Raw genomic sequence first — 26,589 nt, 5'->3', positions numbered from 1 at the left:
CCCCGCCTACGGGCTGTCACGCTTCGACGCAGCACATGGACGGTGATTTCGGCAACCCCGGGACGGCCTCGGTGCGGAGGCCTCGGTGCGGGCCTCAGGCCCGTTTGTAGTAGTAGCCGTCGGCATGGGCGGGGCCCACGTTGTGCTGGACTCCACTGCCGTTGAGGGAGAAGTACGACGCGTCGAGCGTCGGGTGACACGTGCCGGAGTTGGGGCTGCCGAGCTTGGCCGTGCTGACGTTGATGCGGCTGTTGCCGTTCGCCGTGGAGGTCACCTCGGCCGCGTAGGGGCAGTTGCTGTACGGGAAGCCGGTCATGCGCACCGCGCCCGACCGGGAGATGGTGATGGTGTCCGGCTGACCCACGTTGTACGTCGTGCCGTACTTCCAGGTGCCCACGAACGACGACGGGACCGTGCCCCCGCCGCCCGAGCCGCCCGTGGATCCCGTGGCACCGCCCGAGCCGGTCGTGGAGCCCGAGGTGCTGCCCGAGCCACCGCTGTCCGAACTCCCACCGCTCGAACTCCCACCGGCCGTCGTTCCTCCGGTCGTCGTTCCTCCGGTCGCCGTTCCTCCGGTCGTCGTCCCACCGGTCGAGCCTCCGCTGCCGGAACTCCCGCCGCCCGTCGCGTCGCTGCCGCCTCCCGACCCCGGACCGCCGCCGGCGGAACCGCCCCCTGACGATGCGCCGCCGCTGTCCGGTGCTCCCGCGCCGCCGCCCGGGCTCCCCGCGTCCCGGCCGTCCTCCCCGTCCTTTCCGTCCTCGCCCTTCTTCTCGCTGCTGGACGCCTTGGGGCTCTTGGCGCCCGGGGGAGGTGTGCTGTGCGCCGGTGTCGACGGCGACGCCGGGGCGGACGGAGTCGTCGCACCGCTGGACGGGGACGCGTGGCTGCCGCTGTCGCCGCCGAACGGCTGCAGCACCGCCAGCGTGCCGCCTCCCCCGGCCAGGACCACGACGAGGGGGACGGACATGATCCACTGGCGGCGCCGGCCCTCGCGCTTGCGCTTCGGCTCGACCGTCCCGCCGACAGGGACGACCGAGGAGACCACTTCCGGCGCCCGCAGGTCGACCGTCCCACGGTCGACGCCCTCCTCCCGTACCGGCGCCGCCTCCGCGTCCAGCAGCCGCGCCGACTGACGTGCGAGATGGCCCACCACTCCGGCCGGCAGCCACGACGCCGCCATGGCCGGGGCATCACCGCCGCGCTCCGCCAACAGCACGTCCACGGAAGGCCGTTCGGCGGTGGACTTGGTCAGTAGGCGGGCGATCAGGGCGCGCAGCCCCTCGTCACGGACCTGCTCGATGGCGGGCTCGGCCTCGACGATGTGGTACATCACCGCATGCTGGTTGCTCACCCCGTTGCCGAACGGGAGCATGCCGGTGGCCGCGTACGTCAGCACGCAGCCGAGGGTGAACACGTCGCTCTTCGGGCCCGCGCTCTCGCCGCGGATCTGCTCCGGCGCCATGAAGCCGGGTGAACCGATCACCATTCCCGTGCTGGTGAGGAGGGAGTCGACGGACGTCTCGACGGCCCGGGCGATGCCGAAGTCGATGACCTTGGGCCCTTCGACCGTCACCATCACGTTCGACGGTTTGAGGTCGCGGTGGACGATTCCGGCCGAGTGGATGTCCTTCAGCGCGCGCAGGAGCCCGTCGGCGAGGGCGAGTACGGACGCGGCCGGGAGCGCGCCGTGCCCACGGACCACCTGTTCCAGGGAGAGTCCGGGGACATAGCCCGTGGCCACCCAGGGGTACTCCGCGTCGGGGGCCGCGTCCAGCACGGGCGCGGTGTAGCGCTCCCCCACACGCCGCGCCGCATCCACCTCACGGCGGAACCGGGCTCTGAACTGCGGGTCCGCGACGTGTTCCGGGTGCACCACCTTGACCGCGACCGTGCGGCCCCCCTCGGAACGGGCGAGGTAGACCCGGCCCATGCCGCCCGCGCCGAGCCTGCCGAGCAGGAGGTAGGGCCCGATGCGGGCCGGATCGGTCGTGGCCAGCGGCTTGATGCCGCCGTCGAGGTTGTCCTCGTCGTTCCCGTGGTCGTCGTCGTGCACGCTGGTCATGTTCGAGCACTCTCCCGTGAGTCCCGCCGCGCAGTCCCCCGGGACTGCGTCCGCCCCCTGAAATCGCCTGCAGCACAGACGACTTGGTGCAACACGCACTCAGTCTGGGGCCCAACGGGTCACCATTGGAACCGCTTCCGGGAATAGTTCTGGAACATTCTTCTACTTTGGGTCCCGGCGGGCGACCCCATCAAGGGGCGCGGAACCGGCGTACGGACACTTCCGCGGGGCACGGTGTTTGCCGTCTCCTCGGTTAACTTCCGCAAAATTCACCCTTGTTGGCGTTGACGGGACCGCATCTACGCGCGTCATCATGGTGAGTATGCGAATCCCCCCACGGATCACCACGCTCGGCGGCGTCGCCGCCCTCCTGTCCGTCCTCTTCGTCGGTGGCCCCGTCACGGCGACCGCGACCGCGGCCACCACCTCGGTGGGCAGCGTCTGTTACTCCGCGCTGCCGTCCCAGGCCCACGACACCCTCGATCTCATCGACGCCGGCGGGCCCTACCCGTACGACCAGGACGGGACCGTCTTCCAGAACCGTGAAGGCGTCCTGCCCGGTCAGAGCACCGGCTACTACCACGAGTACACCGTGATCACCCCTGGCTCCCCGACCCGCGGTGCGCGACGCATCGTCACGGGCGAGGAGGTCCAGGAGGACTACTACACCGCCGACCACTACGAGACCTTCGACCTCGTCGACCACGACTGCTGAGGCGCGCCCCCGGTCCGGTCCGCGCCGCAGCCCCCCACCTGCGGCGCGGATCACCGGCGCGACGTACTTGTACGCTCCCCCCATGACCGTGACCTATGTGATCGACGGCTCCCGGGTCACCGGCCTGGAGCGCTTCTGGGACGTGATCGGCGAGGCGGTGAACGGGCCCGGCGGCTACTTCGGCCGGGGCCTCGACTCCTTCGCGGACTGCCTGAGGGGCGGGATGGGCACGCCGGACGACGGCGACTTCGTCATCGAGTGGCGGGACCACACGGTGTCCGCACGCGCGTTGGGGCACGAGGAGACCGCCCGCCGTCTCCGGGGCCTGCTCGGCCGCGCCCATCCGAGCAACCTGCCGCAGGTCCGGGAGGAGCTGGCACAGGCGGAGGCCGGCGCCGGTCCGACGCTCTTCGACCATCTGCTGGAGATCATCCGGGACGAGACCGCCCCCGGCACCCTGCGACTGCTCTGAGGGCCACGGCTGCGGTCGGCCGCAGTCGTGGCCCCCCGGCCGGTCAGTACTGCGTGGAGACCTTCACTCCGCCGAAGTCCTGCACGGCGTAGAGGCTGATGTAGTGGGCTCCTTCCGCCGGGTCCTCGACGGTCAGCGTGTGGGCGTTGCCGCTGCCGGTCGCCCGGGAGGTGTAGGCGGCCGTGGTGGCCCAGCCGTTCGCGTTGTAGTAGAGGTCGGCGTCGCCCGTGCCGCCACTCGTGGTGATCTTCAGCCTGGCGGTTCCGGCGGGCACGTAGACGTACAGGTAGGAGTAGTTGCCCTGCCCGGCCTGCTGTCCGCTCCGGGCACAGTCCTGACCGAGTTCACGGACGTCGCCCGCGGTGCACTCGGCCGACGGCTCGGTCGGCGGGTTGGTGGTGGTGCCGCAACTGCCGGCCGCGCAGGCCGTCAGCCAGGCGTTCCAGTCGGTGTCGTAGCGGCTGCCGATGGTGGATGTGAGCAGGGTGCGGGCGCCGTTCCAGTCGCCGCTGCGGTAGAGGCCGAGCAGTCTGTCCACATCCGCGCGGTGCGACTGGAGCATGTAACGGACGGCCAGGTAGCCCCAGTTGTAGATGCGCGTCTGGTCGGCGTTCTCGTAGGTGGTGTCGAACAGGGTGCTCAGGGTGTAGGTGTGGGCGGCGGCCTGGGTGACGGCGTCGTCGTAGACGACGTCACGGTAGGAGTAGGAGACGTACTCCGCGAAGCCCTCGACCCACCAGATGGTCGGAGTGGTCACACCGGCTTCGAAGTCGCCGGCCATGTTGAAACGGCCGTCTAGGTAGTGCGTGTACTCGTGGTTGAGGTTCCAGATCTGGAAGGCGGGGCGCACCCATTCGGCCTCGTAGGCGATGAAGCGCGGCTGGTTGCCGGCCGCTGCCGGGTCGCCCTCCAGGTACATGCCGCCGTTGTTGGTGTCGATGCCGTAGATGGCTCCGGCGTAGGTCTGGTAATCGGTGCTCGAATCGAAGACGACCACCTCGATGGTGGTGTTCCTGTCGTTGGCGACGGGACCGCTGTCCCGGGCCACCTCGTGGAAGTAGGCGTCCTGGCCCTTCAGGCTGGTGCAGGCTGCCGTGAGGTCGGCCGAGGACATCTGCTGGGCGAGGATGCGGATGCTGGCGCTGCAGGTGTACTCGACGGGCAGGACGGCGCTCTTGATCCGTGCCGCCAGGTCGCAGGTGTTGTACGCGGTGCAGTTCGCCCGGTCGTAGTAGTCGGTCATCTCGGCGAGTCCGACCCAGAGCGGCGCGGTGGGCCCGGTCAGCGAGCTGCGGCCGAGCAGGTCGATGACGAGCGGACGGGCCTTGGGCCGCAGCGGCTCCTCCTGGAGGAAGCGCCCGAGTTCACGCCCGGCGTTGGAGGTCAGGTACGACTGGTCCGTGCCCAGCAGGTCGAGGTGACCGCGGGCGAAGCCGGCGAGCGAGTCGAGCAGGCTCGGGTCGGCCTGGACGGCGCTGACGAACGCGGGCAGTTGGTGGCCCCGGAAGGTCACGGTGTAGACGTTGTTGACCGCGTTGAGCATGTACCAGGAGCTGTTGTACGAGGAGTTGTAGCCGGCGAGCAGGCGCTTGACGACGTACAGGTAGCGGTCGTTCTGCTCGGCGCTGTCGATGAGCGTGACAGCCTCGGCCAGCGTCTCGCCGTTGGCGTCCGTGACGTCGCGCGAGTGGGCGGAGGCGAAGAAGGCGTCGAGCCCGCCCTGGATCGCGGTGCGCAGCGGGGCGCCGTAGGAGCCGACGGTGCCGGGGTCGTAGTACTGCACGTAGTAGCCGGCGCGCAGGAAGAGCACCAGCTGCGGCATTCCGGTGCTGCTGTCACCCGGGTACGCGGCGGATCCGTCACGCAGGGCGCCCGCGATGCTGACCATCTGGGCCTCGCGGAAGGCGAGGTAGCCGTCATTGCCCTTGACCCCGAACAGGGTGTTGACGCAGTCGGTCGTCGACGACTTGACCTGCTGGACCAGGGCGCTTCCGGTGCGGCTCGTGAAGTCGGCGACGGAGCACGCGGCGGCCGGCGCGAGTCCGGCGGCCTTCGCGGCGGAGCGGGCCTTCGTCCTCATCGACGGGGCCGGGTGGCTCGGCGCGGAGGCGCGAGGGTCGTCGTAGTCGCGCCTCAGCGCGTCCTTGGACGCGGTCTGCGGGGCCCGGTCGGCGGGCTTCAGCGCGGTGCCGGCTATGTGGCCGGCGTCCTGTACGGGTGCGGTGAGGGACTGCGCGGCGGGGCCGCCCGGATCGGGCGCCTCGACGCCAACGGCCTTGCCCGCGGCGGCAGTCGTACTGACGGCTGCCGTGGTGGAGGGCCGGGGCTCGGCGGCCCGGCTCGGTGCGGCGAGCATGCCGACACCCAGACAGGCCGCCAGGGCCACGGTGGACAAGCCGGTGAATCTCTGTCGACCCAAACGGTTCTTCACGTGCCGCCTCCCAGCGGTGTGGTGCCGCGCGACGTTGCGCGGCGTGGGGGATGGTGCGGCCGGGGCCGGACGGCGGGTCCATGAACCAGCTCGTGACATGAGCACGACCCCGACTGCAGCCGTCTGTACAATGGCACATGTCACATGTTCTTTGGAAGGCGCTGGGCGCACATTCATCTGCGCGCCAACTCCCGTCCGCCGCACCCGGCTTGCGGACGATGCCGCTACAGCCCGAGGAGTTCCGCCCGTGACCGAGACCCGACTCGCCCCGCAGACCGCCACCCACGACCTGCCGGTACCTCCGGCCCTGGACACCTTCATGCGCACGGGCTGGGCCGCGGCCCCGCTCCCGGCCGGCGTCCGCGTCCCCGCCCACGCCCTCCCTCCGGCCCGCCGCGCCCGCGTCGCGGCACGGTTCCCGGGCGAGCGGCTCGTCGTTCCGGCAGGCCCCCTCGCCGTCCGGTCGCACGGCACGGACCACCTCTTCCGGCCGCACACCGCGTACGCCTGGCTCACCGGCCTCACCGGCGAGGACCAGGCCGGTCATGTGCCGGTCCTGGAACCGGACGGGGACGCGCGCCACGAGGCGGTCCTGTATGTGAGACCCGGCTCCTCCCGCAACGGCCAGGAGTTCCACCGCGACCGCAGACACGGGGAGTTCTGGGTCGACCGCAGACCCGGCCCGGCCGAGACGGCCGCGCTGACCGGCATCCGGTGCGAGCACCAGGGCGCGTGGGACAAGCTCCTGACCGGCGCCCAGCCCCTGACCCGCGTCCTCACCGGCGTGGACCCGTCCGTCGACGCCCGGCTCGGGGATGCCCGCCGGCTGCCCGCCCTCCGGCCCGCTCCGGCCGGTCTCCACGCCGTGATCGACGAACTCAGACTCGTCAAGGACTCATGGGAGCAGGGCCAGTTGCAGCGCGCGGTCGACGCGACGACCGCCGGATTCGAGGACGTCGTCCGGTCGCTCCCACAGGCCATCGCCGACCCGCGCGGCGAACGCCGGGTGGAGGGCGTCTTCGCGCTGCGGGCCCGGCTCGACGGCAACGGCCCCGGGTTCCCGACCGTCGCGGCCGCCGGAGACCACGCGTGCGTACTGCGCCGGACCCGCAACGACGGCCCTTTGGAACGCGGCCGGCTCCTGCTGCTGGACGCGGGCGTGGAGACCGATTCCCTCTACACCGCCGACGTCACGCGCACGCTCCCGCTCTCCGGCGCCTACACCCCGGTCCAGCGCGCGGTGTACGAACTGGTGCTTGCCGCCCAGGAGTCGGGCATCGCGGCGCTGCGACCCGGCGCCCGGTTCCACGACTTCCACGACGCCGCCATGCGGGTCATCGCCGAGGGGCTGCACGACTGGGGCGTACTCGCGATGCCCGCGGACGAGGCACTCGCTCCCGAGAACGGCTTCCACCGCCGCTACACCCTGTGCGGCAGCGGCCACATGCTCGGCATGGACGTGCACGACTGCGCCCGGGCCCGCGCCGGGGTCTACCCGGACGGGGTCCTGGAGCCGGGCCAGGTGCTCACGGTGGGGCCGGGGCTGTACCTCAGGCCGGACGACACGTCACTGCCGCGTGCGCTCCGCGGCATCGGCGTCAGGATCGAGGACGACCTCGTGATCACCGGGGACGGCGCCCGCCTCATGTCCGCCGCGCTCCCCCGCACAGCGGACGGCATCGAGGCCTGGATGGCGGGGCTGCTGGACGGCTGAGCGCGCGCCGGCCACCTCCTCGCGAGGTGGTGGCCGGCGCGCGCCCGCGATGAGGACTCAGACCTGCCGTCCGTCGGCCCACAGCGACCGGATATGGGACATATGGGCGAGCATGCAGGCCTCGGCCCCCGGCGCGTCCCCGGCGACCACCAGGTCCAGCAGTTGGACGTGCTCCTGCGCCGAGGCGATCAACTGCCCCGACTCGGCCAGCCGGTTCAGACCGAACAGCCGGGAGCGCTTGCGCAGTTCACCGACCTCCTCGACCAGCCGGCGGTTCCCGGCCAGCGCCAGCAGGGCGAGATGGAAGCGGCGGTCCGCCTCCAGATAGCCCAGGATGTCGTGCCGCGTCGCCGCCTCGACGATCTCCAGCGCGACGGGGCGCAACGCCTCCAACTCCTGCGTGAGGCCCATCCGCGCGATCCGGCCCACGGTGGGGACCTCGATCATGGCGCGGAGTTCGGTGAAGTCGTCGAGGTCCTGCTCGGTGAGTTCGGTGATCCGGAAGCCCTTGTTGCGTACGGCCTCGACCAGGCCCTCCCGGGCCAGGTCGAGCATCGCCTCACGGACGGGCGTCGCGGAGACACCGAACTCCGAGGCGAGGGCGGGCGCGGAGTAGACGGTCCCGGGCTTCAGTTCGCCGGAGACGAGCGCCGCCCGCAGCGCGTGCGCCACCTGGTCGCGCAGATGCTCCTGCGCCGAGATCACGTTGAGCGACGTCAGGCGGGCCATGTCTGTTCCTCCAGGACCGTGCGGAGCCCAAGAATACAATTTGACATCCTCCCCCAGCTGAAGCAGGGGGATTCCTGGCTCAGGCTGCCTCTGGGAGCGGCGCTCCCGGAGGGCTTCTGCCGTCGGCACCAGCCGGGTTGAGACCTGCCCGGACGAGCATCACGTGGGCGGAGTTCTTGTCCCGGGGGGACACGGCTCCGCACGCGGTGCACGCGTACGTTCTTTCGGAGAGGGGGAGTGCGTGCTTGGTTCTCGCACCGCACTGTGCGCAGTCCATCGTGGTGTGGGCCGGGTGCACGAGGTGCACGATGCGGCCGTGCTTGCGGGCCATTTCGGTGAGCGCGGTCCTGGTCGCGCCGATCGCGGCGTCGGCGGCCTTGCGGGCCATCGTCGACTTCGCGAGGAATTTCGGGCGGAAGTCCTCGACGGCGAGCTGGTCGAAGTCGCGCACGACCGTCTTGGCCCACTTGCGGCCGGTGTCCTGGCGCTGCCGGGCAACCTTCTTGTGGACCTTGGCCGCCGCGCGGGACGCGGTCCGGTAGCCCTTCGACGCGGCCTTCCCCCGTGCGGGCTTCCGTCTCGCCATCTGCTTCTGGTGCCGGGCCAGCTTCGCGGCGGCGCTCTTGCCGTGCTGGGGATGGGGAAGGTCGTGCGCGTCCGAGGTGGTGGTCGCGGTTTCCTTGACGCCCCAGTCGATACCGATCGCGCGACCCGTCTCCGGCAGCGGCTCTGCGGCTGCCTCCACGACGAACGAGGCGTACCAGTGGCCGAGGCTGTCCCGGTACACCCGCACCGACGTGGGGTCGGCGGGCAGGTCACGAGACCACACCACGGTCAGGGCGACGCCGCCCGCGAGGTACAGGCGGCCGTCCTTGATCCGGAAGCCGCGCCGGGTGTAGTTCATCGACGGCAGCGCGTCGCGCTTACGCTTGATGCGGGGCATCCCGGCGCGCTGACGCATCGGCAGCCCCGTCTTGATGTCCTTCAGGGCTTTGGTGCGGGACTTGGCGAAGTCGCGGATGGTCTGCTGCTGCGGCACCGAGGAGCCTTCACGCAGCCACCCCATGGCGGTACGGGCCTCGGTCAGCATCCTGTCGAGCTGCGCGGGGCCGCACGTCGTCTTCTCGGTGGCGTCTTTGTTCAGACCGTGGACCTTGCGGGACATGGCCACACATTCGTTCCAGATCCAACGGCAGCGCGCCCACTCGGCATCGAGTCCGGCGAGCGCGGTCGACGACACGCGAAGCCGGTAGGTGTACCGGGCGTGCCCGGACTCCTCACCCGCTCCCCGTAGTGTCGTCATGGTGTCATCCTACCAGTCAGTGACCACCGTTAGGCCACTATTCTAAGGTCATGGATGAAGACAAGCGCATCACGCTCCGCCTGCCCGCCGACCTGCATGAGTGGCTGGCCGCTCAGGCCAAGTCCGCCCGCCGGTCCCTCAACTCCGAGATCGTCTACCGCCTGGAGGTCGAGCGTGACGCCGCCGTGGCGGGCGCCGAATCGCTCTGACGGCGATTCGGTTCTTCTGCCCTGCTCCGCAGGACTCCGATTCCCCCCAGCCTGAAGGCCGGGGCATCCTCGAAGAAATCAAGTGCCGTTGTCCGCCCCGGACTTGATGGGTCACAACAGGAACCCCTCGGGGAACGGGTCGGCCGGGTCGAGGAAGTACTGCGCGGTCCCGGTGATCCAGGCGCGGCCCGTGACGGTGGGAACGACGGCGGGCAGCGGCCCCACGGTGGTCTCGGCGACGAGCCGGCCGGTGAACTCCGTACCGATGAAGGACTCGTTGACGAAGTCGGCGTCCAGGGCGAGCTCGCCCCGCGCGTGCAACTGGGCCATGCGCGCGGAGGTTCCGGTGCCGCACGGCGAGCGGTCGAACCAGCCGGGGTGGATGGCCATGGCGTGCCGGGAGCGGACGGCGTCCGAACCGGGGGCGATCAGCTGGACGTGCTTGAGCCCGTGGATGGCGGGGTCGAGCGGATGGACGGGGCGGTCGGTGGCGTTGACCGCGTCCATCAGGGCGAGCCCGGCGGCCAGCAGTTCGTCCTTGCGGGACCGGTCGAACGGCAGGCCCAGGTCCTCCAGTTGGACCATCGCGTAGAAGTTGCCGCCGTACGCGAGGTCGTACGGCACGGTGCCGTGGCCCGGGACCTTCGCCGTGAGCCCGAGCCCGGCGCTGAAGGCGGGCACGTTGGTGAGCGTGACGGAGGTGGCGGCGCCGTCCTCGACCCGGACGTCGACGCTCACCAGTCCGGCGGGGGTGTCGAGCCGCACCGTGGTGACCGGTTCGGTGACCTCCACCATGCCGGTCTCCACCAGGACCGTGGCCACCCCGATGGTGCCGTGCCCGCACATCGGCAGACAGCCGGAGACCTCCATGAACAGGACCCCGAAGTCGGCGTCGGGTCGGGTCGGCGGCTGGAGCACGGCCCCGCTCATGGCGGCGTGGCCCCGGGGCTCGTACATCAGCAGGGTGCGCACCGCGTCCCGGTGCGCCATGAAGTGGGCGCGCCGCTCGGCCATGGTGGCGCCGGGCAGCGTGCCGATGCCGCCGGTGATCACCCGGGTGGGCATGCCTTCGGTGTGCGAGTCGACGGCGTGGAAGATGTGACGCGTACGCAAGTGTCCCCCTCGGTCGTCCGGCCGGCCCGGTACGACGCTCCGGCCGGCGGATGTCTTCTGCGGTGGCCGGTCGCTCTCAGTCGAGGCCCTCGGCGAGGGCCTTCTCGGTGGCCGCGCGCACGGCGGCCAGGGCTTCGGCGCCGAGCGGCAGGCGCGGCGGCCGGGTGGGCCCCCCGTGCCGTCCGACGATGTCCATCGACGCCTTGATGGCCTGGACGAACTCCGGTTTGGAGTCCCATCGCAGCAGCGGGTGCAGCCGCCGGTACAACGGCAGCGCCGTCTCCATGTCCCCGGACACGGCGGCCCGGTAGAGCGCGACACAGCCGGCGGGCAGCATGTTGGGGCAGCCCGCGATCCAGCCGACGGCCCCGGCCAGGGCGAGCTCCAGCAGCACGTCGTCGGCGCCGACCAGCAGGTCGAGCCCCGGAGCCTCCTCGGCGATCTCGTAGGCCCTGCGGACGTCCCCGCTGAACTCCTTGACGGCGACGACGGAACCCTCCGCGTGGAGCTGGGCGAGCAGCCGCGGTGTCAGGTCCACCTTGGTGTCGTACGGATTGTTGTACGCGACGACCGGCAGGCCCACGGAGGCGACCTCGGCGTAGTGCGCGCGGACCGCCGCCTCCTCGCACACGTATCCGTTGGGCGGCAGCAGCAGGACGGAGCCGGCCCCGGCCTCGGCCGCCTGCTCGGCGCGGCGCCGGGACTGGGTGCTGTCGTAGGCGGAGACGCCGGGCATCACCCTGGCTCCGTCGCCGGCCGCCTCGACGGCGACGCGCACGACCTGGTCACGCTCCTGGTCGGTGAGGGTCTGGTACTCCCCCAGCGAACCGTTGGGCACCACGCCGTCGCAGCCCGCGGCGACGAGGTCGCGCACATGGGCGGCGTAGGCGTCGAAGTCGATGGACCGGTCCTCGCGCAGGGTGAGCGGCGTGGCGACCATGACGCCCCGCCAGGGGCTGGTGCGTGCGGGGGTATTCGTCGTCATGAGGTGCTCCTTGTGAGGTGTGACGAAGGGGATGAGGGCAGGCCGCGGGGTGGGCCGCGCGCCCTCACGCGTCCTCGGGGCGGGTGGCACGGGCGAGTACGGACAGCGGGACCGGGCACGCGAGCGGCCGGCGGTCGGGGGCCCCGGTGTCCTCGGCGCAGCCCGCGAGTTCCCGCACGGCGAAACCGCAGGTCTGGCCCTGGCACCAGCCCATCCCGGCCCGGGTGAGGAGCTTGACCGTACGGCTGTCCCCGGCGCCGAGTTCGCCGACGGCGCTGCGGATCGCGCCGGTGGTGACCTCCTCGCACCGGCAGACCTCGGTGTCCGCCGCCGCCCAGTCGGTCCAGCCCGGCCCGGGACGGTGCACCGCGCCCATCAGCTCGGCGAACGCGCGCATCCGGCGCCGGGCCCGGAGCAACGCCGCCGTGCGGGCCGTGATCCGGCCACCGCGCGCATCCGTGATCACCGAGCGGGCGGCCAGTTCGCCCTCGGTCAGGGCGACACGGACACCGCCGATGCCTCCGGTCTCGCCGGCGGACCAGACTCCGGGCACGGTGGTCCGCAGTTCCTCGTCGAGCTCCAGTGCGGCCGAGCCGTCCATGCCGCACCGGGTGGCGCAGCCCAGCTGGACGGCGAGGTCGAGTTGGGGCACCAGACCGTGCCCGACGGCCAGCACGTCGCAGTCGATGCGGCGCCCGGTGCCGGGCAGCGGGCGCCAGTCGCGGTCCAGCCGGCTGACCGTGACGCCCTCCACCCGGTCGGTGCCGTGGACGGCGGTGACCGCGCGGTGCGTCAGCGTCCGGACCCGGTGGCGCGCCAGCGCCGCACCGTGCCGAACCCCTTCCGCGAGCCGGCCGGGGTTGGCGGCCAGCACCCCGGGCGCGCGTCCGTACGCCCCGTAGCCGGAGGCCTCCACCAGGGCGGGGACCCGGGCGCCCGCTCGGGCGAGGGAGACCGCGACGGCCTGGAGCAGGGGCCCGCTGCCGGCGACGACGATGCGCCGGCCCGGCAGCACGAGGCCGGATTTCAGCATGGCCTGCGCCCCGGCCGCTCCGACGACCCCGGGCAGGGTCCAGCCGGGGAAGGGGAGTTGGCGCTCGTGGGAGCCGGTCGCGACCAGCAGGCGGCGGGCGTCGAGCGTGGTGGCCCCGTCCCGGCCGTCGGGCCCGGTGACCGCGTGCAGGGTCCAGTCCGCTCCGCTGCGCTCCACGGCCCACACGTGGTGGCCGGTGAGGTGGCGGATCCGGCCTGCCGTGCGGTGCCGGTCGAGCCGTCCGGTGAGGGCGGCGAACTCCGCCCAGCCGTGGTGCAGTGCCTCGGGGCGGGTGGCGCCGAGGCCGGGCGCGGGGGCGCGGTAGTACTGGCCGCCCGGTGCGTCCGCCGCGTCGAGCAGGACCACGTCGAGTCCGCCGTCGGCCGCGGTGACGGCGGCGGCCAGCCCGGCGGGCCCTGCGCCCACCACCGCGAGTTCGGTGCGTTCGGGCCGGGCGGCGGCCGGTTCAGCGGACGGGGCCGTCATGTCCGTTCCCTTCCTGCGTGGTGACGGCATCACCGGGACGGGCGGGCAGCAGGCAGGCGCGCCGGTTGGGCTGCCCGTTGACGGTGGCCAGGCAGTCGAAGCAGGAGCCGATCCCACAGAAGGCGCCCCGCGGCCGACCGTTCACCCGGGTGGTGCGCCAGGTGAGGACGGAGGCGGCCCAGAGTGCGGCCGCGATGCTCTGGCCGGGCAGGGCCGGGACCGGTCGCCCGTCGAACGTGATCTCGAACGCGGGGCCGGGAACGGCTCCGGCCAGACCGGCGGGGGTCGGCGCGGCCGTGCGGATGCGTGGACGTCTCACCAGGGCTCCTGCTCAGTCGGCGGTCGGGCGGGTCCGGACCGTCAGCGGGCTACTCGGGGCGTACGGCGTCACAGCGGCGGCATCAGCTGCCGGAGCCGGGACGGGGGCCCGAGTCGAACCGGTCCGGGCGGAACGGCTCGGGGTCGAGGGCGGGTTGCTCCCCCCGGATCGCGGCGGTGACCAACGCGGCCGTGGCGGGCGCGAGTCCGATGCCCGCGCCCTCGTGACCACAGGCGTGGAAGAGGCCCGGCACCCTGCGGTCGGGGCCGATGGCCGGGAGGTGGTCGGGCAGGTAGGGGCGGAAGCCGTGGTAGGTCCGCAGTACCCGGGCGTCGGCCAGCACCGGGAAGAGCGCGGCCGCCGCCGTGGCCAGCCGGCTGACCACGGGGACGGACAACGTCCGGTCGAAGCCCACCCGTTCACGGCTGGCACCGATCAGGACCGGCCCCGCCCGGGTGCCCTCCACCACGGGCGAGGTCTGCAGGGCGGCCGACGCGCTCGACACGTCGGCCACGTACTCCGCCGCGTACACCTTGTGCCGGATCAGGCGCGGCAGCGGCTCGGTCACCAGGACGAAGCCGCGCCGGGGCAGCACGGGCAGCTCCACGCCCGCCAGAGCCGCCAGCTCCCCGCCCCGTACGCCCGTCGCGTTGACCACCGCCGGGGCGAGCAGGTCGCCTGCGCCGGTCCGTACGCCGCGCACCGCGCCCGTCGGCCCGGTCAGCACGGCCGTGACCGCCTGCCCCGGGTACAGGCTCGCCCCGGCGTCGCGGGCCGCGCGGACGAGATGGGCCGCCGCCAGAGCGGGCTGGACCTGGGCGTCCTGCGGGTAGAGGACTCCCCCGGCCAGTCCGGAGGCCACATGCGGTTCGAGCGAGGTGAGTTCGTCGGCAGCCACCGCGGTGGCACGCACCCCTGCCGCCCGCTGTCCGGCGGCAGTGGCGATCAGGGTGGCCAGCGAATCGTGGCCTGCCGCGACGACGAGGCCGCCCTTCTGCTCGAACTCGACCGACTCGGGGAGCACTTCGGCCAGCTCACGCCAGAGCGCGGCGGACAGGAGGGCGAGATCCAGCTCCGGCCCCGGCACCTTGTCGGAGACCAGGAGATTGCCCTCCCCCGCCCCGGTGGTGCCTCCGGCGACCGGTCCGCTGTCCACCACCGCGACGGCAAGTCCGGACCGGGCGGCGTAGTACGCGCAGGCGGCACCGACCACTCCGGCGCCGACGACGACCACGTCCAAAGGCTGTCTCGTGAACACGCCAGTAATATGTCACATTGCTCTATGCCCGCCAAGGGGGCGTCAACAACCTGGATATGACGCCCCGTCAGCAGCCCTGGACGAGCCCTACGGCCGGGGCACGTTCCGCAGGTTGGACCGGGCCATCTGGACCATCCTGCCCACACCGCCGTCCAGCACGATCTTGCTCGCGGAGAGCGCGAAGCCGGTCACCATGTCCGCGCTGATCTTCGGCGGGATGGAGAGCGCGTTCGGGTCGGTCACGACGTCGACGAGCGCCGGCCCCTTGTGCTTGAAGGCGTCCCTGAGGGCGCTCTCCAACTGCTTGGGCTTCTCCACGCGGACGCCGTACGCCCCCGAGGCCCGCGCGACAGCCGCGAAGTCGGGGTTCTTGTTGGTCGTGCCGAACGACGGCAGCCCTGCGACCAGCATCTCCAGCTCGACCATGCCCAGCGAGGAGTTGTTGAACAGGACGACCTTCACCGGCAGGTCGTACTGGACGAGGGTCAGGAAGTCCCCCATCAGCATGGTGAATCCGCCGTCTCCGGACATCGAGACGACCTGTCGGTTCCGGTCGGTGAACTGCGCGCCGATGGCCTGAGGCAGCGCGTTGGCCATCGAGCCGTGGCTGAACGAACCGATCACCCTGCGCTTGCCGTTCGGCGTCAGATAGCGGGCGGCCCAGACGTTGCACATGCCGGTGTCGACGGTGAACACCGCGTCCTCGTCAGCGAGTTCGTCCAGGACCGAGGCCACGTACTCCGGATGGATCGGGACGTGCTTGTCGACCTTGCGGGTGTACGCGCTGATCACACCCTCCAGCGCGTCCGCGTGCTTCTTGAGCATCCGGTCGAGGAACTTGCGGTCGCTCTTGGCCTTCACCCGCGGGGTCAGACAGCGCAGCGTCTCGCGGACGTCGCCCCAGACCGCCAGGTCGAGCTTGGAGCGGCGGCCCAGGTGTTCGGGGCGCACATCGACCTGGACGATCTTCACATCGGTGGGGAGGAAGGCGTTGTACGGGAAGTCCGTGCCGAGCAGGATCAGCAGATCGCACTCGTTCGTGGCCTCGTACGCGGCGCCGTAACCGAGCAGTCCGCTCATGCCGACGTCGTACGGGTTGTCGTACTGGATCCACTCCTTGCCGCGCAGGGCATGGCCCACGGGGGCCTTCACCCGCTCGGCGAACTCCATGACCTCGGCGTGCGCGCCCGCCGTGCCGCTGCCGCAGAACAGCGTCACCCGTTTGGCCTCGTCGACCATCCGGCAGAGCTTCTCGATCTCCGCGTCGCCCGGCCGCACGGTGGGCCGCGAGGTGACCAGGGCGTGCTCGACGGACTTCTCCGGCGCGGGCTGCGAGGCCACGTCGCCGGGCATCGAGACGACGGCGACGCCGCCCCGGCCGATCGCGTGCTGGATGGCCGTCTGGAGCAGCCGCGGCATCTGCTGCGGGTTGGAGATCATCTCGTTGTAGTGGCTGCACTCCTGGAAGAGCAGCTCCGGATGGGTCTCCTGGAAGTAGCCGAGGCCGATCTCGCTCGACGGGATGTGCGAGGCGAGCGCGAGGACGGGCGCCATGGACCGGTGGGCGTCGTAGAGGCCGTTGATGAGGTGCAGGTTGCCGGGGCCGCACGATCCGGCGCAGGCCGCCAGATCGCCCGTGATCTGCGCCTCCGCGCCGGCGGCGAACGCGGCCGTCTCCTCGTGCCTGACCTGGATCCAGTCGACGTCCGGGTTACGCCGGATCGCGTCGACGACCGGGTTGAGGCTGTCGCCGACCACCCCGTACAGGCGCTTGACGCCCGCCCGGGCGAGGATGTCGACGAACTGCTCCGACACGTTCTGCTTGGCCATGGATGCGTACTCCCTCTGCCTGTGCTCCGTGCACGTCCGGCTGTCCGGCTTCCGGCTGTCCGGCCTCCGGAGGACGAAACCCCGGCCGGACGGATTCTCCGGAGTCCATCAACCCATGGCCCGGGCGGTTACGCCTCCCAGACGCCGACCGCCGTCCGGTCGTCGGCGTACCCCTTCACCCTGAGCCGGGTGTCGTCGAGGAACGCGCCGAGGCCGGGCGCCTCGGCCGGTGTCCAGCGCTCGGCGAGCTCCTCGGCCAGGGCCGGCTCGCCGCGCAGCGGCTCGGCGAGGCCCTGGCTGCACAGCAACAGGGTGTCGCCCGGCCGGGCGACCGATGCGCGGAAGCGGAACGGCTCGGCGGGCGGCGGAACCGGGTCCTCGATGTACGGGGGCGGGGCGGTGGTGACCCCCAGGTCCATGGTCAGCCGGTCGCCCTCGGGCCCGCTCTCGGGCGCTGCCGAACCGTAGCCGACGACGGCCTCCCCGGTGAGCGCACCGGTCTGCGGCACGATCGGTTCGAGGTCCTGCCAGCTGCCGTCCCGCAGCCGGAAGAGCCCGCCGCCGCCCACGCCGAAGAACACCCGGGTGCGGCAGTCGGGATCGGCGGACAGCAGGAGGCAGCGCAGGCCCGTCGTGTACGCGTCCGGTTCGCGGCCGAGTTCGGCGGCCCGCGCGCGCAGCCTGCCGTAACTGCGGTCGGTCAGCCGGTGCAGTCCGGATTTGAGGTCGCCGCGGCGGCCCGCTCTTATGTCGTCGGAGAGTCGGGCGTGGCTGCGTCCGACGGCTTCGGCGATCCAGCGGCACGCGTCGGCCGCGGCCAGGTGCGCGCTCTCGGACGACCGGTCGCCGCCCGCGACGGCGACGAGGACGAGCGCTCCCTCCGCGGTCCCGAACCGCGCGGTGAGCAGTGCGTCGCGGCGGGGCTCGCCCCGGAAGCGCGCGGAGTCCCCCCGCACGGAGGCGGCTCGCAGGGTGTACGTGCCGTACCGGGCGCCGTCGAGGACGGTGTCGGCGACGAGCCCGTCAAGTTCGCGCGGGTCGCTCGCGGGCAGCGCGGTGGGTTCGGCGTCGTACGTGGGCGGCCTCGCGCCCACGTGGGCGACCGGGGGACGCGGCGCTGCCGCCTCGGGGGCCGGTTCCGGGGCTGGGCCGGGTTCGGCCGGAACGGAGTCGTGGGGTCGCTCGACGACCGGGCGCCTGGGCAGCGGCGGCACAGCCTCGTCCGGCCCGACGGGCGGCCGGGACACGACGGTCGGCGCCTCGGCCTCCTGCCCGGCCGGAAGACTCCGGGCGATGCGGGGGTCGGCGGGAGGTGGCGCGGGCTCCGGCGCGGGAGCCGGTGGCGGTGGTGGCGCGGGGGCGGGAGCCGGTGGGGGCGGTGGCGGACCGGCGAAGGTGCGCGGCCCTGGCGGGCCGGCGGGTGGCTCCCACGGGGCGCGCGCGGCCACCTCGGGCGGCGGGGCCGCGGACACGTCCTCCGTTCGGGTGACCGCGGACGGTGCCGCCCTCGGCTCGGGCACCGCGGCGGCGGTCTCGTACGCCTCACCGCCATCGGGCCCCACCGCGCCCGACGCCGAGTCGAAGCGGTCGTCGAGACTGTCGGCCGCGTGGCTCGCCCCGGTGTCCGGGGCGGATTCGTCGTACAGCCTGCGCCACCAGTCGTCCTCGTGGGCGGCGGGCCTCTCCCCCTGCTGACTCATGCCCTTATTGTCCACCGCGGAGGCCATGCGAAAACGGGACATCCGGAAATAGTGGCCGAGTCCCGTCATGGAAGAGGTCCGCCGGGCGGCCCCACCCCCCACGGGAAGGACGCCCGGCGGACCGGTCGGGTGACGCGCCGTCAGCGCACTGCGTAGGCGGCGGTCACGGTCTGGACGACGGAGTTGCCGTTGGCGTCCGTCAGTTCGGTGCGCAGCGTGACCGACTTGCCGGCCGCGTCCGCGTGGTTCACGGTCGCGGTCCAACGGCCGTTCCGCTGCGCGGTGGTGGCCGCGGTCCAGGTCTCGCCGCCGTCGTACGAGTACGAGACCTTGGCGGCCGTGACCTTGCCGGGCGTGTAACCGGCGTGGCCCGAGACGCTCAGGCCGATCTGCTGACCGTCCTTCGCCGCCAGGGTCTTCATCCCGTCCGAAGGCAGGTCGTAGCCCGGGAAGAGGAGCGGGATGCCCTGCGAGTAGGCGTTCTCGTCCCGGTGCGAGCGGAACTTCCAGGTGGTCTCGGTCCTGGTGGACCGCTTCCACACCGCGGCGGGCTGACCCCACTTCATGGTCATCATGGTGAGTTCGTACGCCGCGTCCTCGGCCGGCACCGTGAACACCCCGGACGGCCAGCCGGATTCACCGAGCACCTGGCCACCACTGGTGAGCCGCATGCTGCCCATGTCCCCGAAGGAGCCCTGGAGTCCGCCGTGTTCGCTGTCGCTCCAGAAGCCCGGGGCGACGCCGATCAGATTGTCCTGGCGTTCGGCGGCTAGCATCTCCTTGCCCTGGTCGTCGCGGGGCGCGGACGGGACGAGGACGCCCCGGTACCAGTTGGCAGCGCGCTTCGAACCGGCCTTGTACGTACGGAACTCGTCCGTCATGAACTCGCCCCACGGGAAGCTGGAGGAGAGCGCCTGCTGCCAGGCATTGTCGCCCGCCGAGTAGTACTCGGTGCGCTTTCCGGGGGCGGCCACGCTGTCGAAGGCGCCGACGCCGAACCGGGCGCCGTAGGGCGTGGCGACGAGCAGCGTGTCCACGAAGTCGGTCTTGACGCCCATCGACTCGTAGGTGGAGCCGACCGAGCTGAGCGCCTTGTCCCTGACCTTGTACGTGCGGTCCGAGGTGACGGTGCCCTTCTCCGGGAAGGCCAGGTTGTAGACGAACGGGCTGGACGCGGTGGCCTTCCAGCTCAGCTTCACCGGTCCGGCGGCGAGCGCGGCGGTCAGAGCGGCCGCCTCGTCCGCCTGGATGCCGAGCGAGGGCAGGGGCGCCGCGCCGTATCCGACGGACGGCTTCCACGGGCCCGCGGACGGGCGGTGGGCGATGACCGCCACGGCGCCGGCGGCCCGGGCGTCGCGTGCCTGGACGGCCATGGCGGCGCCGTCCTGGACGAGGACCAGGGCGATCTTGCCCGACACGTCGGCGGCCTTCAGCTCATCGGGGGTACCGGTGCCGGCGTCGACGAGTGCGGCCTGCCCGGTTCCGTCGAGGTTGACCGAACCGGAGGAGGCGGTGGTGGGGTGCAGGGTGACGCCGCCGACGACCGCGAGCTTCTCGATCTGCGGGGCGTAGGCACGCCAGAAGCTGTCGAACTCGAAGTCGCCGTCACGGGCCCGGCCCTGGATGTCGACCAGGTAGTCCTTGATGACGCTACTGCCGGCGATGGATCCGGAGTGCAGCCAGACGTCGTCCCAGCTGCGGCCGAAGGCGAGCGTCGCACTGCGGGTCTCGGTGGTCCGGTCCTCCGTCTTCAGCTTGATCCGGTGCGCCTTGCGGGCGTCCAGCACCAGAACGGTGTCCTTGGTGACGTTGAGCTGGGGCCGGGCGAGGTAGCCGACCGACTTGGCGAGACTGCCGGTGGCGTCATCCGGGTCGGCCGAGACGATGAAGCTGGAGACGAAGTAGGCGCCGGGACGCACCTCGTACACCTGGTCGGTGGAGCCGTCGTTGAAGCGGCGTTCGCCGGTGGCGGTGTCGGTGCCGATGATGTCCAGTGAGGACGAGCCCGTGGCGGGCTCGCCGTTGCGGTCGATCAGCTTGACGCGCAGGGTGACGGTCTCGGCGCCGACGTACAGCGAGAACGGGGTCGAGACCTTGACGCCGCCGGTGGCGGTGGCCAGCACCCGGCCGGTGACGTCGCCGTACTGGCTGTCCCGGAGCTTCGCGGTCGGGTCGAGCTTCAGCGGGACCTGGACCGTCGCTCCGGCGGGCACGGTGACGCTCTTCGCGCCGAGTGCGGCGACGGTGGACCGGACGGCCGAACCGTCGTTGCCCGTGACGCCCTGGAGGGTGAGCGACAGCTTCACCGGCTTGCTGCCCGTGTTCGTGTACGGGATCTGCACGGTGGTGCGGTCGGTCCTGTCCTGCGGCCAGTTGAAGGTGCCGCCCTGGACGGCGGGCGCTCCGGTGAGCGTCGTGTCGATGGCGGCCTTCACGTCGAGCCGGCCGCCGCCGGTCTCGCGTACGTCACCGGGGATGTCGCTCTTCGCGGACGAGACGAGGGCCGCCTTGACCTGCTGGGCCGTCCAGTCGGGGTGGCGTTCCTTGACGATGGCGGCGGCGCCCGCGACGTGCGGGGTGGCCATCGACGTACCGGACATGGACTGGTACGCGTAGACGCCGCGGCCACCCGCGGCGGCGGCGGAGATGTTGACGCCCGGGGCGGCGATCTCGGGCTTGAGGGTGTGCGAGACGATCGCGGGGCCGCGGCTGGAGAACTGGGCGGTGGAGTCGTCACGGTCGACCGCGCCGACGGTCAGCACGCTGGGCGCGCACCCGGGCGAGGAGACGGTGTTGAGCGTCGGCCCCGCGTTGCCGGCGGCGATGACGAACAGGGTGTCCTTGCTCTTGCCGAGTTCCTCGGCGGCCAGGCTCATCGGGTCGGTGCAGTCGGTCGGGGTCTGGCTGCCCAGGCTCATGGAGACGACGTCGGCCTTCTGGTCGACGGCCCACTGCATGCCCGCGATGATCCAGGAGGAGTCGCCGGAGCCCTGGTCGTTGAGCACCTTGCCGACGAGCAGGTCGGCGCCGGGGGCGACGCCCTTCTTCTTCCCGCCGCTGGCCGCGCCGGTGCCGCCCACGGTGGACAGCGTGTGGGTGCCGTGGCCCTGGCGGTCGTCGGTGGTGTCGGAGTCGGTGAAGTTCTTCGACTCGGTGATCCGGCCCTTGAGGTCCGGGTGTTCGGCGTCGGCGCCGGTGTCCAGGACGGCGACCTTGGTGCCCTTGCCGTCGTAGCCGGCGGCCCAGGCGAGGTCGGCGCCGATCTGCTTGGTGGAGCGGTCGAGGCTGGCCTCGACCTTGCGGTCCAGCCAGAGCTTCTTCAGTCCGGCGGCGGAGCGGGACCGGGTGGTCGCGGTGATGTCCGACCAGAACCCGGCGGTCTGCTTCTTGTCGGCCTTGAGCGCCACGCCGTCGATGGCCGGGAGGGCGAGGCCGCGCTCGGCGCCGCGCGGGGTGACGGGCGCGCTGCGTGCGGTGTTCTTGGAGTAGGTCGCGATCAGCGGTACGGAGTCCGTGTGCGCGTCGTCGTACCCCTGGCGGATGAGCCCGGTGACGTTGAAGAGTTCCTCGTCGACGGTGCGCGCGGCGAGCGCCTTCACCGCGGTGTCCGGGTAGACGTACAGGTCCTTGCCCGAGCGGCGGGTCTGCACGAGGGGCAGCGTGCCGTCCTCGCGGGGCAGCGCGGTGGCCGAGGCGTTCCCCGAACCGTCGGTGCTCACCAGCACCTTGTCGCCGGTGACCAGCGTGACGGTGACCGGCTTGTTCGCCTTGGCGCTGGCAGCCGCGCTGCCCGTCAGCGGTCTCCTCGCGGTCGCGTCGCCCTGTGGCGCTGCCACGGACGGTGCGATCACCGTGACGGCGAGGACGGCGGCGGTGGCCGCCCCCAGTGCCGTACGCGATATCGGACGCATCGCTCTCCCCAAGTAGAACCGGAATGAACAGGCGCAAAGGCTCGTATTCCGGAGGTTGTTGGTGCTGCGGTGGCGCCACATTGGCAGAGTGACGGGCGGTACAGCGATGATGTGCCACGGCGGGTTTACGCCGTGGCCGCTTTCCGCCATGACGGGTCGGCCGAGCAGCACGACAGGACAGGCAAGCAACACGGTCGGGAGGGGTCCGGGGATGCTGGGAGCCATAGGTCTCGACGAGGCGCAGGAGTCGGCCTATCGCGCGCTGGTGGCGGTGGGAGCCGCGGAGGTCTCCGATCTCGCTCACCGGCTGGCCCTGCCCGAACGGGACACCGAGCGGGCACTGCGGCGGCTGGAGCAGCACGGGCTGGCCGCCCAGTCGTCGGCCCGTACGGGGCGGTGGGTCGCGGCGCCGCCCGGGGTCGCGCTGGGGGCGCTGCTGACGCAGCAGCGGCACGAGCTGGAGCAGGCGGAACTGGCGGCGGTGCTGCTGGCCGAGGAGTACCGGGCGGACGCCGCCGAGCCGGCCGTGCACGATCTGGTCGAGGTGGTCACCGGGGCGAGCGCCGTGGCCCACCGTTTCCATCAGCTGCAACTGGGGGCGACGAACGAGGTGTGCGCCCTGGTCACCGGGAACCCCATCGCGGTCAGCGGGCTCGACAACGAGTCGGAGGAGCAGGCCGCCACCCGCGGGGTGTCGTTCCGGGTGGTGGTCGAGCGCGAGGTGCTGGGGCTGCCGTCGGGAATCCTGGAGCTGTCGGCGGCGCTGAGCCGCGACGAGCAGTGCCGCGTCGTGGACCGGGTGCCGACGAAGCTGGTCATCGCGGACGGGGCGCTGGCGATGGTGCCGTTGACCCGCCGCGGTGCGGAGCCGGCGGCCCTGGTGGTGCACGCCTCGGGGCTGCTGGAGTCGCTGACGGGGCTCTTCGAGGCGGTATGGCGCGAGGCGATGCCGCTGCGGCTCGCCGAGAGCGGCAAGGTCGGGGAGGACGCGACCGGGCCCGATCCGACGGATCTGGAGATCCTGTCGCTGCTGCTGGCCGGGCTGACCGATGCCAGCGTGGCGAAACAGCTGGACCTGGGGCTGCGGACGGTGCAGCGCCGGGTCAAGGGCCTGATGGAACTCACCGGGGTGTCGACCCGGCTCCAGCTGGGCTGGCATGCGTACGAGCGGGGCTGGGTCGCCCGCGAACCCCGCCCGTAGACCACGGCGTCACGCCTCTGAGCTGCGCCGACGGGCCCATGGTGGGAGGCGACGACGGGCGGGACCGGCCGGACTCCGGCAGGCTGGTCAGATGAGTGTGTGGCAGCTCGTCGCCGTCGGTCTGGTCATGCTGCTCGGCCTGATCGGCGTGCTGGTGCCCGGCGTGCCCGGGCAGGCGATCGTCTGGGCCGCCGTCCTGTGGTGGGCGCTGACGGACATGACCCCGGCCGCCTGGGGTGTGCTGATCGGGGCGACGGCGCTGCTGCTGCTGAACCAGGCACTCAAACCCCTCCTGCCACCGCGGCGACCCCGTGAGTCCGGAGCGCCGCGGCGGACGCTGATGCTCGGCGGGATCGGCGCGATCACCGGATTCTTCGTGATCCCGGTGGTCGGTGCCGTCGCCGGGTACGTGGGCGTGATCTACGGGGCGGAGCGGCTGCGGCTGGGCAGCCGCGGGGCTGCCTGGGCATCGGTCCGCTCGGTGATGCGGGCGACCGGCTACTCCGTGCTCGTCGAACTGTTCGCGTGCCTGCTGGTGGCGGGGGCGTGGCTGGGTGCGGTGATCTGGGGCTGACGACCCCCTCATCGTCACATGGGCGAAGCGCGATCACATAGAGGGAAACACATCGGATCTCTCACCCCCTATTGACGGACAGAAGGCTCAAGTCTACGTTCCGTGAGGACAGAGCTCGGATGAATTGATGCGCCCGCCTGCGTACGAATCGCCAGGAGTTTCCTTGCCCACAGCACCGGACCCCGCCGCCTTCTCCCACACCGATTCCTCGCCCGCCCCTTCCCGCAGAAGCGTCCTCGCCACGGGCACGGCGCTCGGCGGAGCCCTCGTGGTGGGCGGCGCCGCCGTCCCCGCCCAGGCCGCCCAGGCTCCCGCCCCGGCCGCCTCCACCCTGGTGCACTCCCCCGCGGACAGCTGGACCACCGTCCTCGACGACGCCGACCTGCGCTGGCAGAGGATGCCGAAGACCTGGTACGAGGGCCCGTACCTGGGCAACGGCCGGCTCGGCTCCGGTATCTACGCGGAGCCCGGCGCCGAGACCACGGCGATCCGCTTCAACGTCCAGCACTCCGAGGTCCAGGACCACCGGCCCGAGTTCGGTTCGCTCTTCGGCCTGGCGCGGCTCCCGATCGGCCACTTCACCCTGGAGCCGGCAGGCACCATCACGGGCGTCGACTGGCGGATGCGGCTGCACACCGCCGAGTTGCAGGGCACCGTCACCACCTCGGCCGGCACCCTCACGCTCCGCGCCCTCGTGCAGTCAACCGGTGACGTGCTGGCCGTCGAGGTGACCCCGAGCGCCGGCGAGAAGGACTTCCGCTGGGTCTTCCACCCGGCCGAGGCGATCAGCCCCCGGGCCGCCTTCAAGCCACTCCCGGACGGCTACACGGGCAACCCCCCGGCCGTCGTCGAGGAACACGGCCCGACGACCGCGGCCGTGCAGTCGCTGCTCGCGGGCGGACAGCACGTCACCGCCTGGCGCGAACGGGCACGCGGCGCCGCCCGCACCCTGTACGTGACGGTCGCGCACTCCCACCCCAAGAACACCGCCCGCGACCGCGCCCTGCGCACGGTCACGGCCGCCTCCCCCCTCCCGTACACCCTGCTCGCCGCCCCGCACCGCGCCTGGTGGGACCGCTTCTACCGCAGGAGCTTCCTGTCCCTGCCCGACGCCCGGCTGCAGCGCTTCTACTGGATCCAGCTCTACAAAACGGCGTCGGCCGCGCGCAAGGACGCCCCCGTGATGGCCACCTCGGGCCCCTGGCTGGAGCCCACGCCGTGGCCCAACACGTGGTGGAACCTCAACGTCCAGCTGGAGTACTGGCTGATCCACGGCTCCAACCACCTGGAGCTCGACGCCGTCACCCGGGCCCTGAGCGAATTCCGGGACCAGCTCTCCCGTGAGGTGGCCGCCCCCTACCGGGCCGACTCGGCGGGCATCCCCCGCACCACCGACCCCCAGCTCGTCAACGGCGCCGCGGTCGCCGACGGCGGCTACGGCGTCGGCATCCCCGGCCAGGACCCGCCCACCCCCGAGGTCGGCAACCTGACCTGGGCCCTGCACAACGTCTGGCTCTCCTACCGCCACACCATGGACCGGTCCGTCCTGCGCGACACCCTCTTCCCGCTGCTGCGCAAGGCCGTCAACTACTACCTGCACTTCCTCACCCCGGGCGCCGACGGCCGGCTGCACCTTCCGGCGACCTTCTCCCCCGAGTACGGCGTCAACGCCCCCGACTGCAACTACGACCTGATGCTGCTGCGCTGGGGCTGCCGCACCCTGATCGACTCGGACCGGGAGCTGGGCCTCCACGACCCGCTGACCGCCCGCTGGCAGGAGGTGCTGGCCAGGCTCGCCCCGTACCCGGCCGACGAGAACGGCTACATGATCGGCGCCGGGGTGCCGTTCGCGAAGTCCCACCGCCACTACTCGCACATGCTCGCGGTGTACCCGCTGTACGAGGTCACCGGGACGACCGACGCGGAACGCGCCCTGATCGAGAAGTCCCTCGCCCACTGGGTCGGCTTCGAGGGCGCGCTGCAGGGCTACACCTTCACCGGCGCCGCCTCCATGTCCGCGCTGCTCGGCAAGGGCGAGGACGCGCTGAAGTACCTGGGGCAGCTGATGAGCCGGTTCATCCAGCCCAACACCATGTACAAGGAGTCCGGCCCGGTCATCGAGACCCCGCTGTCGGCGGCCCAGTCGCTCCACGACATGGTCTGCCAGTCCTGGGGCGACACCATCAGGGTCTTCCCAGCGCTGCCCTCGGCCTGGCAGGACCTGACCGTCCACGACTTCCGTACGCAGGGCGCCTTCCTGCTCAGCGCCGTGCGGGAGGGCGGCCGGACACGCTGGGTACGCCTCACCAGCGAGGCGGGAGCGCCCTGCGTCGTACGGCACGGCATCGAGGGGGCCGTCGAGGTCCGTGACCGGCACGGCCACGCCCTGGCCCACGAGGAGCTGGACGGCGGCGCGGTACGCATCCGGCTCCGCAAGGGCGAGTCGGCGCTGATCACCGCGGCGGGCGACCGCCCGGACCTGACCGTCCGCCCGGTCGCGGCGAACGAGCCGGCACCGAGCTGGGGCCTGCCGGCCTGACC

19 protein-coding genes are annotated in these 26,589 nt (G+C 72.1%); 7 read left to right on the top strand and 12 right to left on the bottom strand.

Features of this window, described 5'->3' with window-relative positions:
• Positions 1-94: 94 nt before the first annotated feature.
• Positions 95-2,065: a serine/threonine-protein kinase gene (locus ACIBJG_RS02505; protein WP_399303086.1), complete on the bottom strand. Its 1,971-nt coding sequence runs from the start codon at positions 2,063-2,065 to the stop codon at positions 95-97.
• Positions 2,066-2,387: 322 nt separating this feature from the next.
• Between ACIBJG_RS02505 and ACIBJG_RS02500 the strand changes: the two genes are divergently transcribed.
• Entirely contained in the window at positions 2,388-2,780 is a 393-nt protein-coding gene (locus tag ACIBJG_RS02500; protein WP_399303084.1) for a ribonuclease domain-containing protein, read from the top strand.
• Between the two features lie 82 nt (positions 2,781-2,862).
• Positions 2,863-3,252: a barstar family protein gene (locus ACIBJG_RS02495; RefSeq protein ID WP_399303082.1), complete on the top strand. Its 390-nt coding sequence runs from the start codon at positions 2,863-2,865 to the stop codon at positions 3,250-3,252.
• Between the two features lie 43 nt (positions 3,253-3,295).
• Here the strand turns inward: ACIBJG_RS02495 and ACIBJG_RS02490 are convergent, their stop codons facing one another.
• Entirely contained in the window at positions 3,296-5,683 is a 2,388-nt protein-coding gene (locus ACIBJG_RS02490; RefSeq protein WP_399303080.1) for a M9 family metallopeptidase, read from the bottom strand.
• 247 nt (positions 5,684-5,930) lie between these two features.
• Here ACIBJG_RS02490 and ACIBJG_RS02485 point away from each other — a divergent pair, with 247 nt between their 5' ends.
• Positions 5,931-7,397: an aminopeptidase P N-terminal domain-containing protein gene (locus ACIBJG_RS02485; protein WP_399303078.1), complete on the top strand. Its 1,467-nt coding sequence runs from the start codon at positions 5,931-5,933 to the stop codon at positions 7,395-7,397.
• A gap of 57 nt (positions 7,398-7,454) precedes the next feature.
• Here the strand turns inward: ACIBJG_RS02485 and ACIBJG_RS02480 are convergent, their stop codons facing one another.
• Together ACIBJG_RS02480 and ACIBJG_RS02475 are read right to left on the bottom strand one after the other, a co-directional pair.
• Positions 7,455-8,126, bottom strand: a complete 672-nt coding sequence (locus tag ACIBJG_RS02480; RefSeq protein WP_399303076.1) for a GntR family transcriptional regulator — start codon at positions 8,124-8,126, stop codon at positions 7,455-7,457.
• Positions 8,127-8,205: 79 nt separating this feature from the next.
• Entirely contained in the window at positions 8,206-9,429 is a 1,224-nt protein-coding gene (locus ACIBJG_RS02475) for an RNA-guided endonuclease InsQ/TnpB family protein (RefSeq protein WP_399303074.1), read from the bottom strand.
• A gap of 50 nt (positions 9,430-9,479) precedes the next feature.
• Here ACIBJG_RS02475 and ACIBJG_RS02470 point away from each other — a divergent pair, with 50 nt between their 5' ends.
• Positions 9,480-9,638 (top strand): Arc family DNA-binding protein, encoded by a 159-nt coding sequence (locus ACIBJG_RS02470; RefSeq protein WP_399303072.1) that lies wholly within the window; start codon positions 9,480-9,482, stop codon positions 9,636-9,638.
• Positions 9,639-9,749: 111 nt separating this feature from the next.
• On the opposite strand, the gene ACIBJG_RS02465 is transcribed toward ACIBJG_RS02470, so the two are convergent.
• The 8 genes from ACIBJG_RS02465 to ACIBJG_RS02430 form a co-directional block, all read right to left on the bottom strand.
• On the bottom strand, positions 9,750-10,751 hold the full coding sequence (locus tag ACIBJG_RS02465) for a proline racemase family protein (protein WP_399303070.1): 1,002 nt from the start codon (positions 10,749-10,751) through the stop codon (positions 9,750-9,752).
• A 76-nt stretch (positions 10,752-10,827) separates the two neighbouring features.
• On the bottom strand, positions 10,828-11,736 hold the full coding sequence (locus ACIBJG_RS02460) for a dihydrodipicolinate synthase family protein (protein ID WP_399303069.1): 909 nt from the start codon (positions 11,734-11,736) through the stop codon (positions 10,828-10,830).
• Between the two features lie 64 nt (positions 11,737-11,800).
• Positions 11,801-13,255 carry an NAD(P)/FAD-dependent oxidoreductase gene (locus tag ACIBJG_RS02455; protein WP_399303067.1) on the bottom strand — a complete coding sequence of 485 codons (1,455 nt, stop codon included), beginning with the start codon at positions 13,253-13,255 and terminating at the stop codon, positions 11,801-11,803.
• On the bottom strand, positions 13,236-13,574 hold the full coding sequence (locus tag ACIBJG_RS02450) for a (2Fe-2S)-binding protein (protein WP_399303065.1): 339 nt from the start codon (positions 13,572-13,574) through the stop codon (positions 13,236-13,238). Before ACIBJG_RS02450 ends, ACIBJG_RS02455 begins: the two co-directional genes overlap by 20 nt.
• Positions 13,575-13,656: 82 nt before the next feature.
• Positions 13,657-14,832, bottom strand: a complete 1,176-nt coding sequence (locus ACIBJG_RS02445) for an NAD(P)/FAD-dependent oxidoreductase (protein ID WP_399303063.1) — start codon at positions 14,830-14,832, stop codon at positions 13,657-13,659.
• A gap of 87 nt (positions 14,833-14,919) precedes the next feature.
• Entirely contained in the window at positions 14,920-16,662 is a 1,743-nt protein-coding gene (locus ACIBJG_RS02440; protein ID WP_399303062.1) for a pyruvate dehydrogenase, read from the bottom strand.
• Between the two features lie 128 nt (positions 16,663-16,790).
• Positions 16,791-18,362 (bottom strand): protein phosphatase 2C domain-containing protein, encoded by a 1,572-nt coding sequence (locus ACIBJG_RS02435; protein ID WP_399303060.1) that lies wholly within the window; start codon positions 18,360-18,362, stop codon positions 16,791-16,793.
• Positions 18,363-18,502: 140 nt separating this feature from the next.
• Positions 18,503-22,273 (bottom strand): S8 family peptidase, encoded by a 3,771-nt coding sequence (locus ACIBJG_RS02430; protein ID WP_399303058.1) that lies wholly within the window; start codon positions 22,271-22,273, stop codon positions 18,503-18,505.
• A gap of 211 nt (positions 22,274-22,484) precedes the next feature.
• On the opposite strand from ACIBJG_RS02430, the gene ACIBJG_RS02425 reads away from it, so the two are divergent.
• From ACIBJG_RS02425 to ACIBJG_RS02415, 3 genes are all read left to right on the top strand, one after another.
• A complete protein-coding gene (locus ACIBJG_RS02425) occupies positions 22,485-23,474 on the top strand; it encodes a helix-turn-helix domain-containing protein (RefSeq protein ID WP_399303057.1) in 990 nt (329 codons plus the stop codon).
• 91 nt (positions 23,475-23,565) lie between these two features.
• Entirely contained in the window at positions 23,566-24,048 is a 483-nt protein-coding gene (locus ACIBJG_RS02420; RefSeq protein WP_399303055.1) for a DUF456 domain-containing protein, read from the top strand.
• A gap of 397 nt (positions 24,049-24,445) precedes the next feature.
• Complete coding sequence (locus ACIBJG_RS02415) at positions 24,446-26,587, top strand: glycosyl hydrolase family 95 catalytic domain-containing protein (protein ID WP_399303297.1); 2,142 nt, start codon at positions 24,446-24,448, stop codon at positions 26,585-26,587.
• Positions 26,588-26,589 lie beyond the last annotated feature (2 nt).

This window comes from Streptomyces sp. NPDC050422, from assembly GCF_044458665.1.
Lineage (GTDB): Bacteria > Actinomycetota > Actinomycetes > Streptomycetales > Streptomycetaceae > Streptomyces.
Note: the sequence above shows the minus strand (reverse complement) of the source record. Positions and strands in the feature narration are given on the sequence as shown.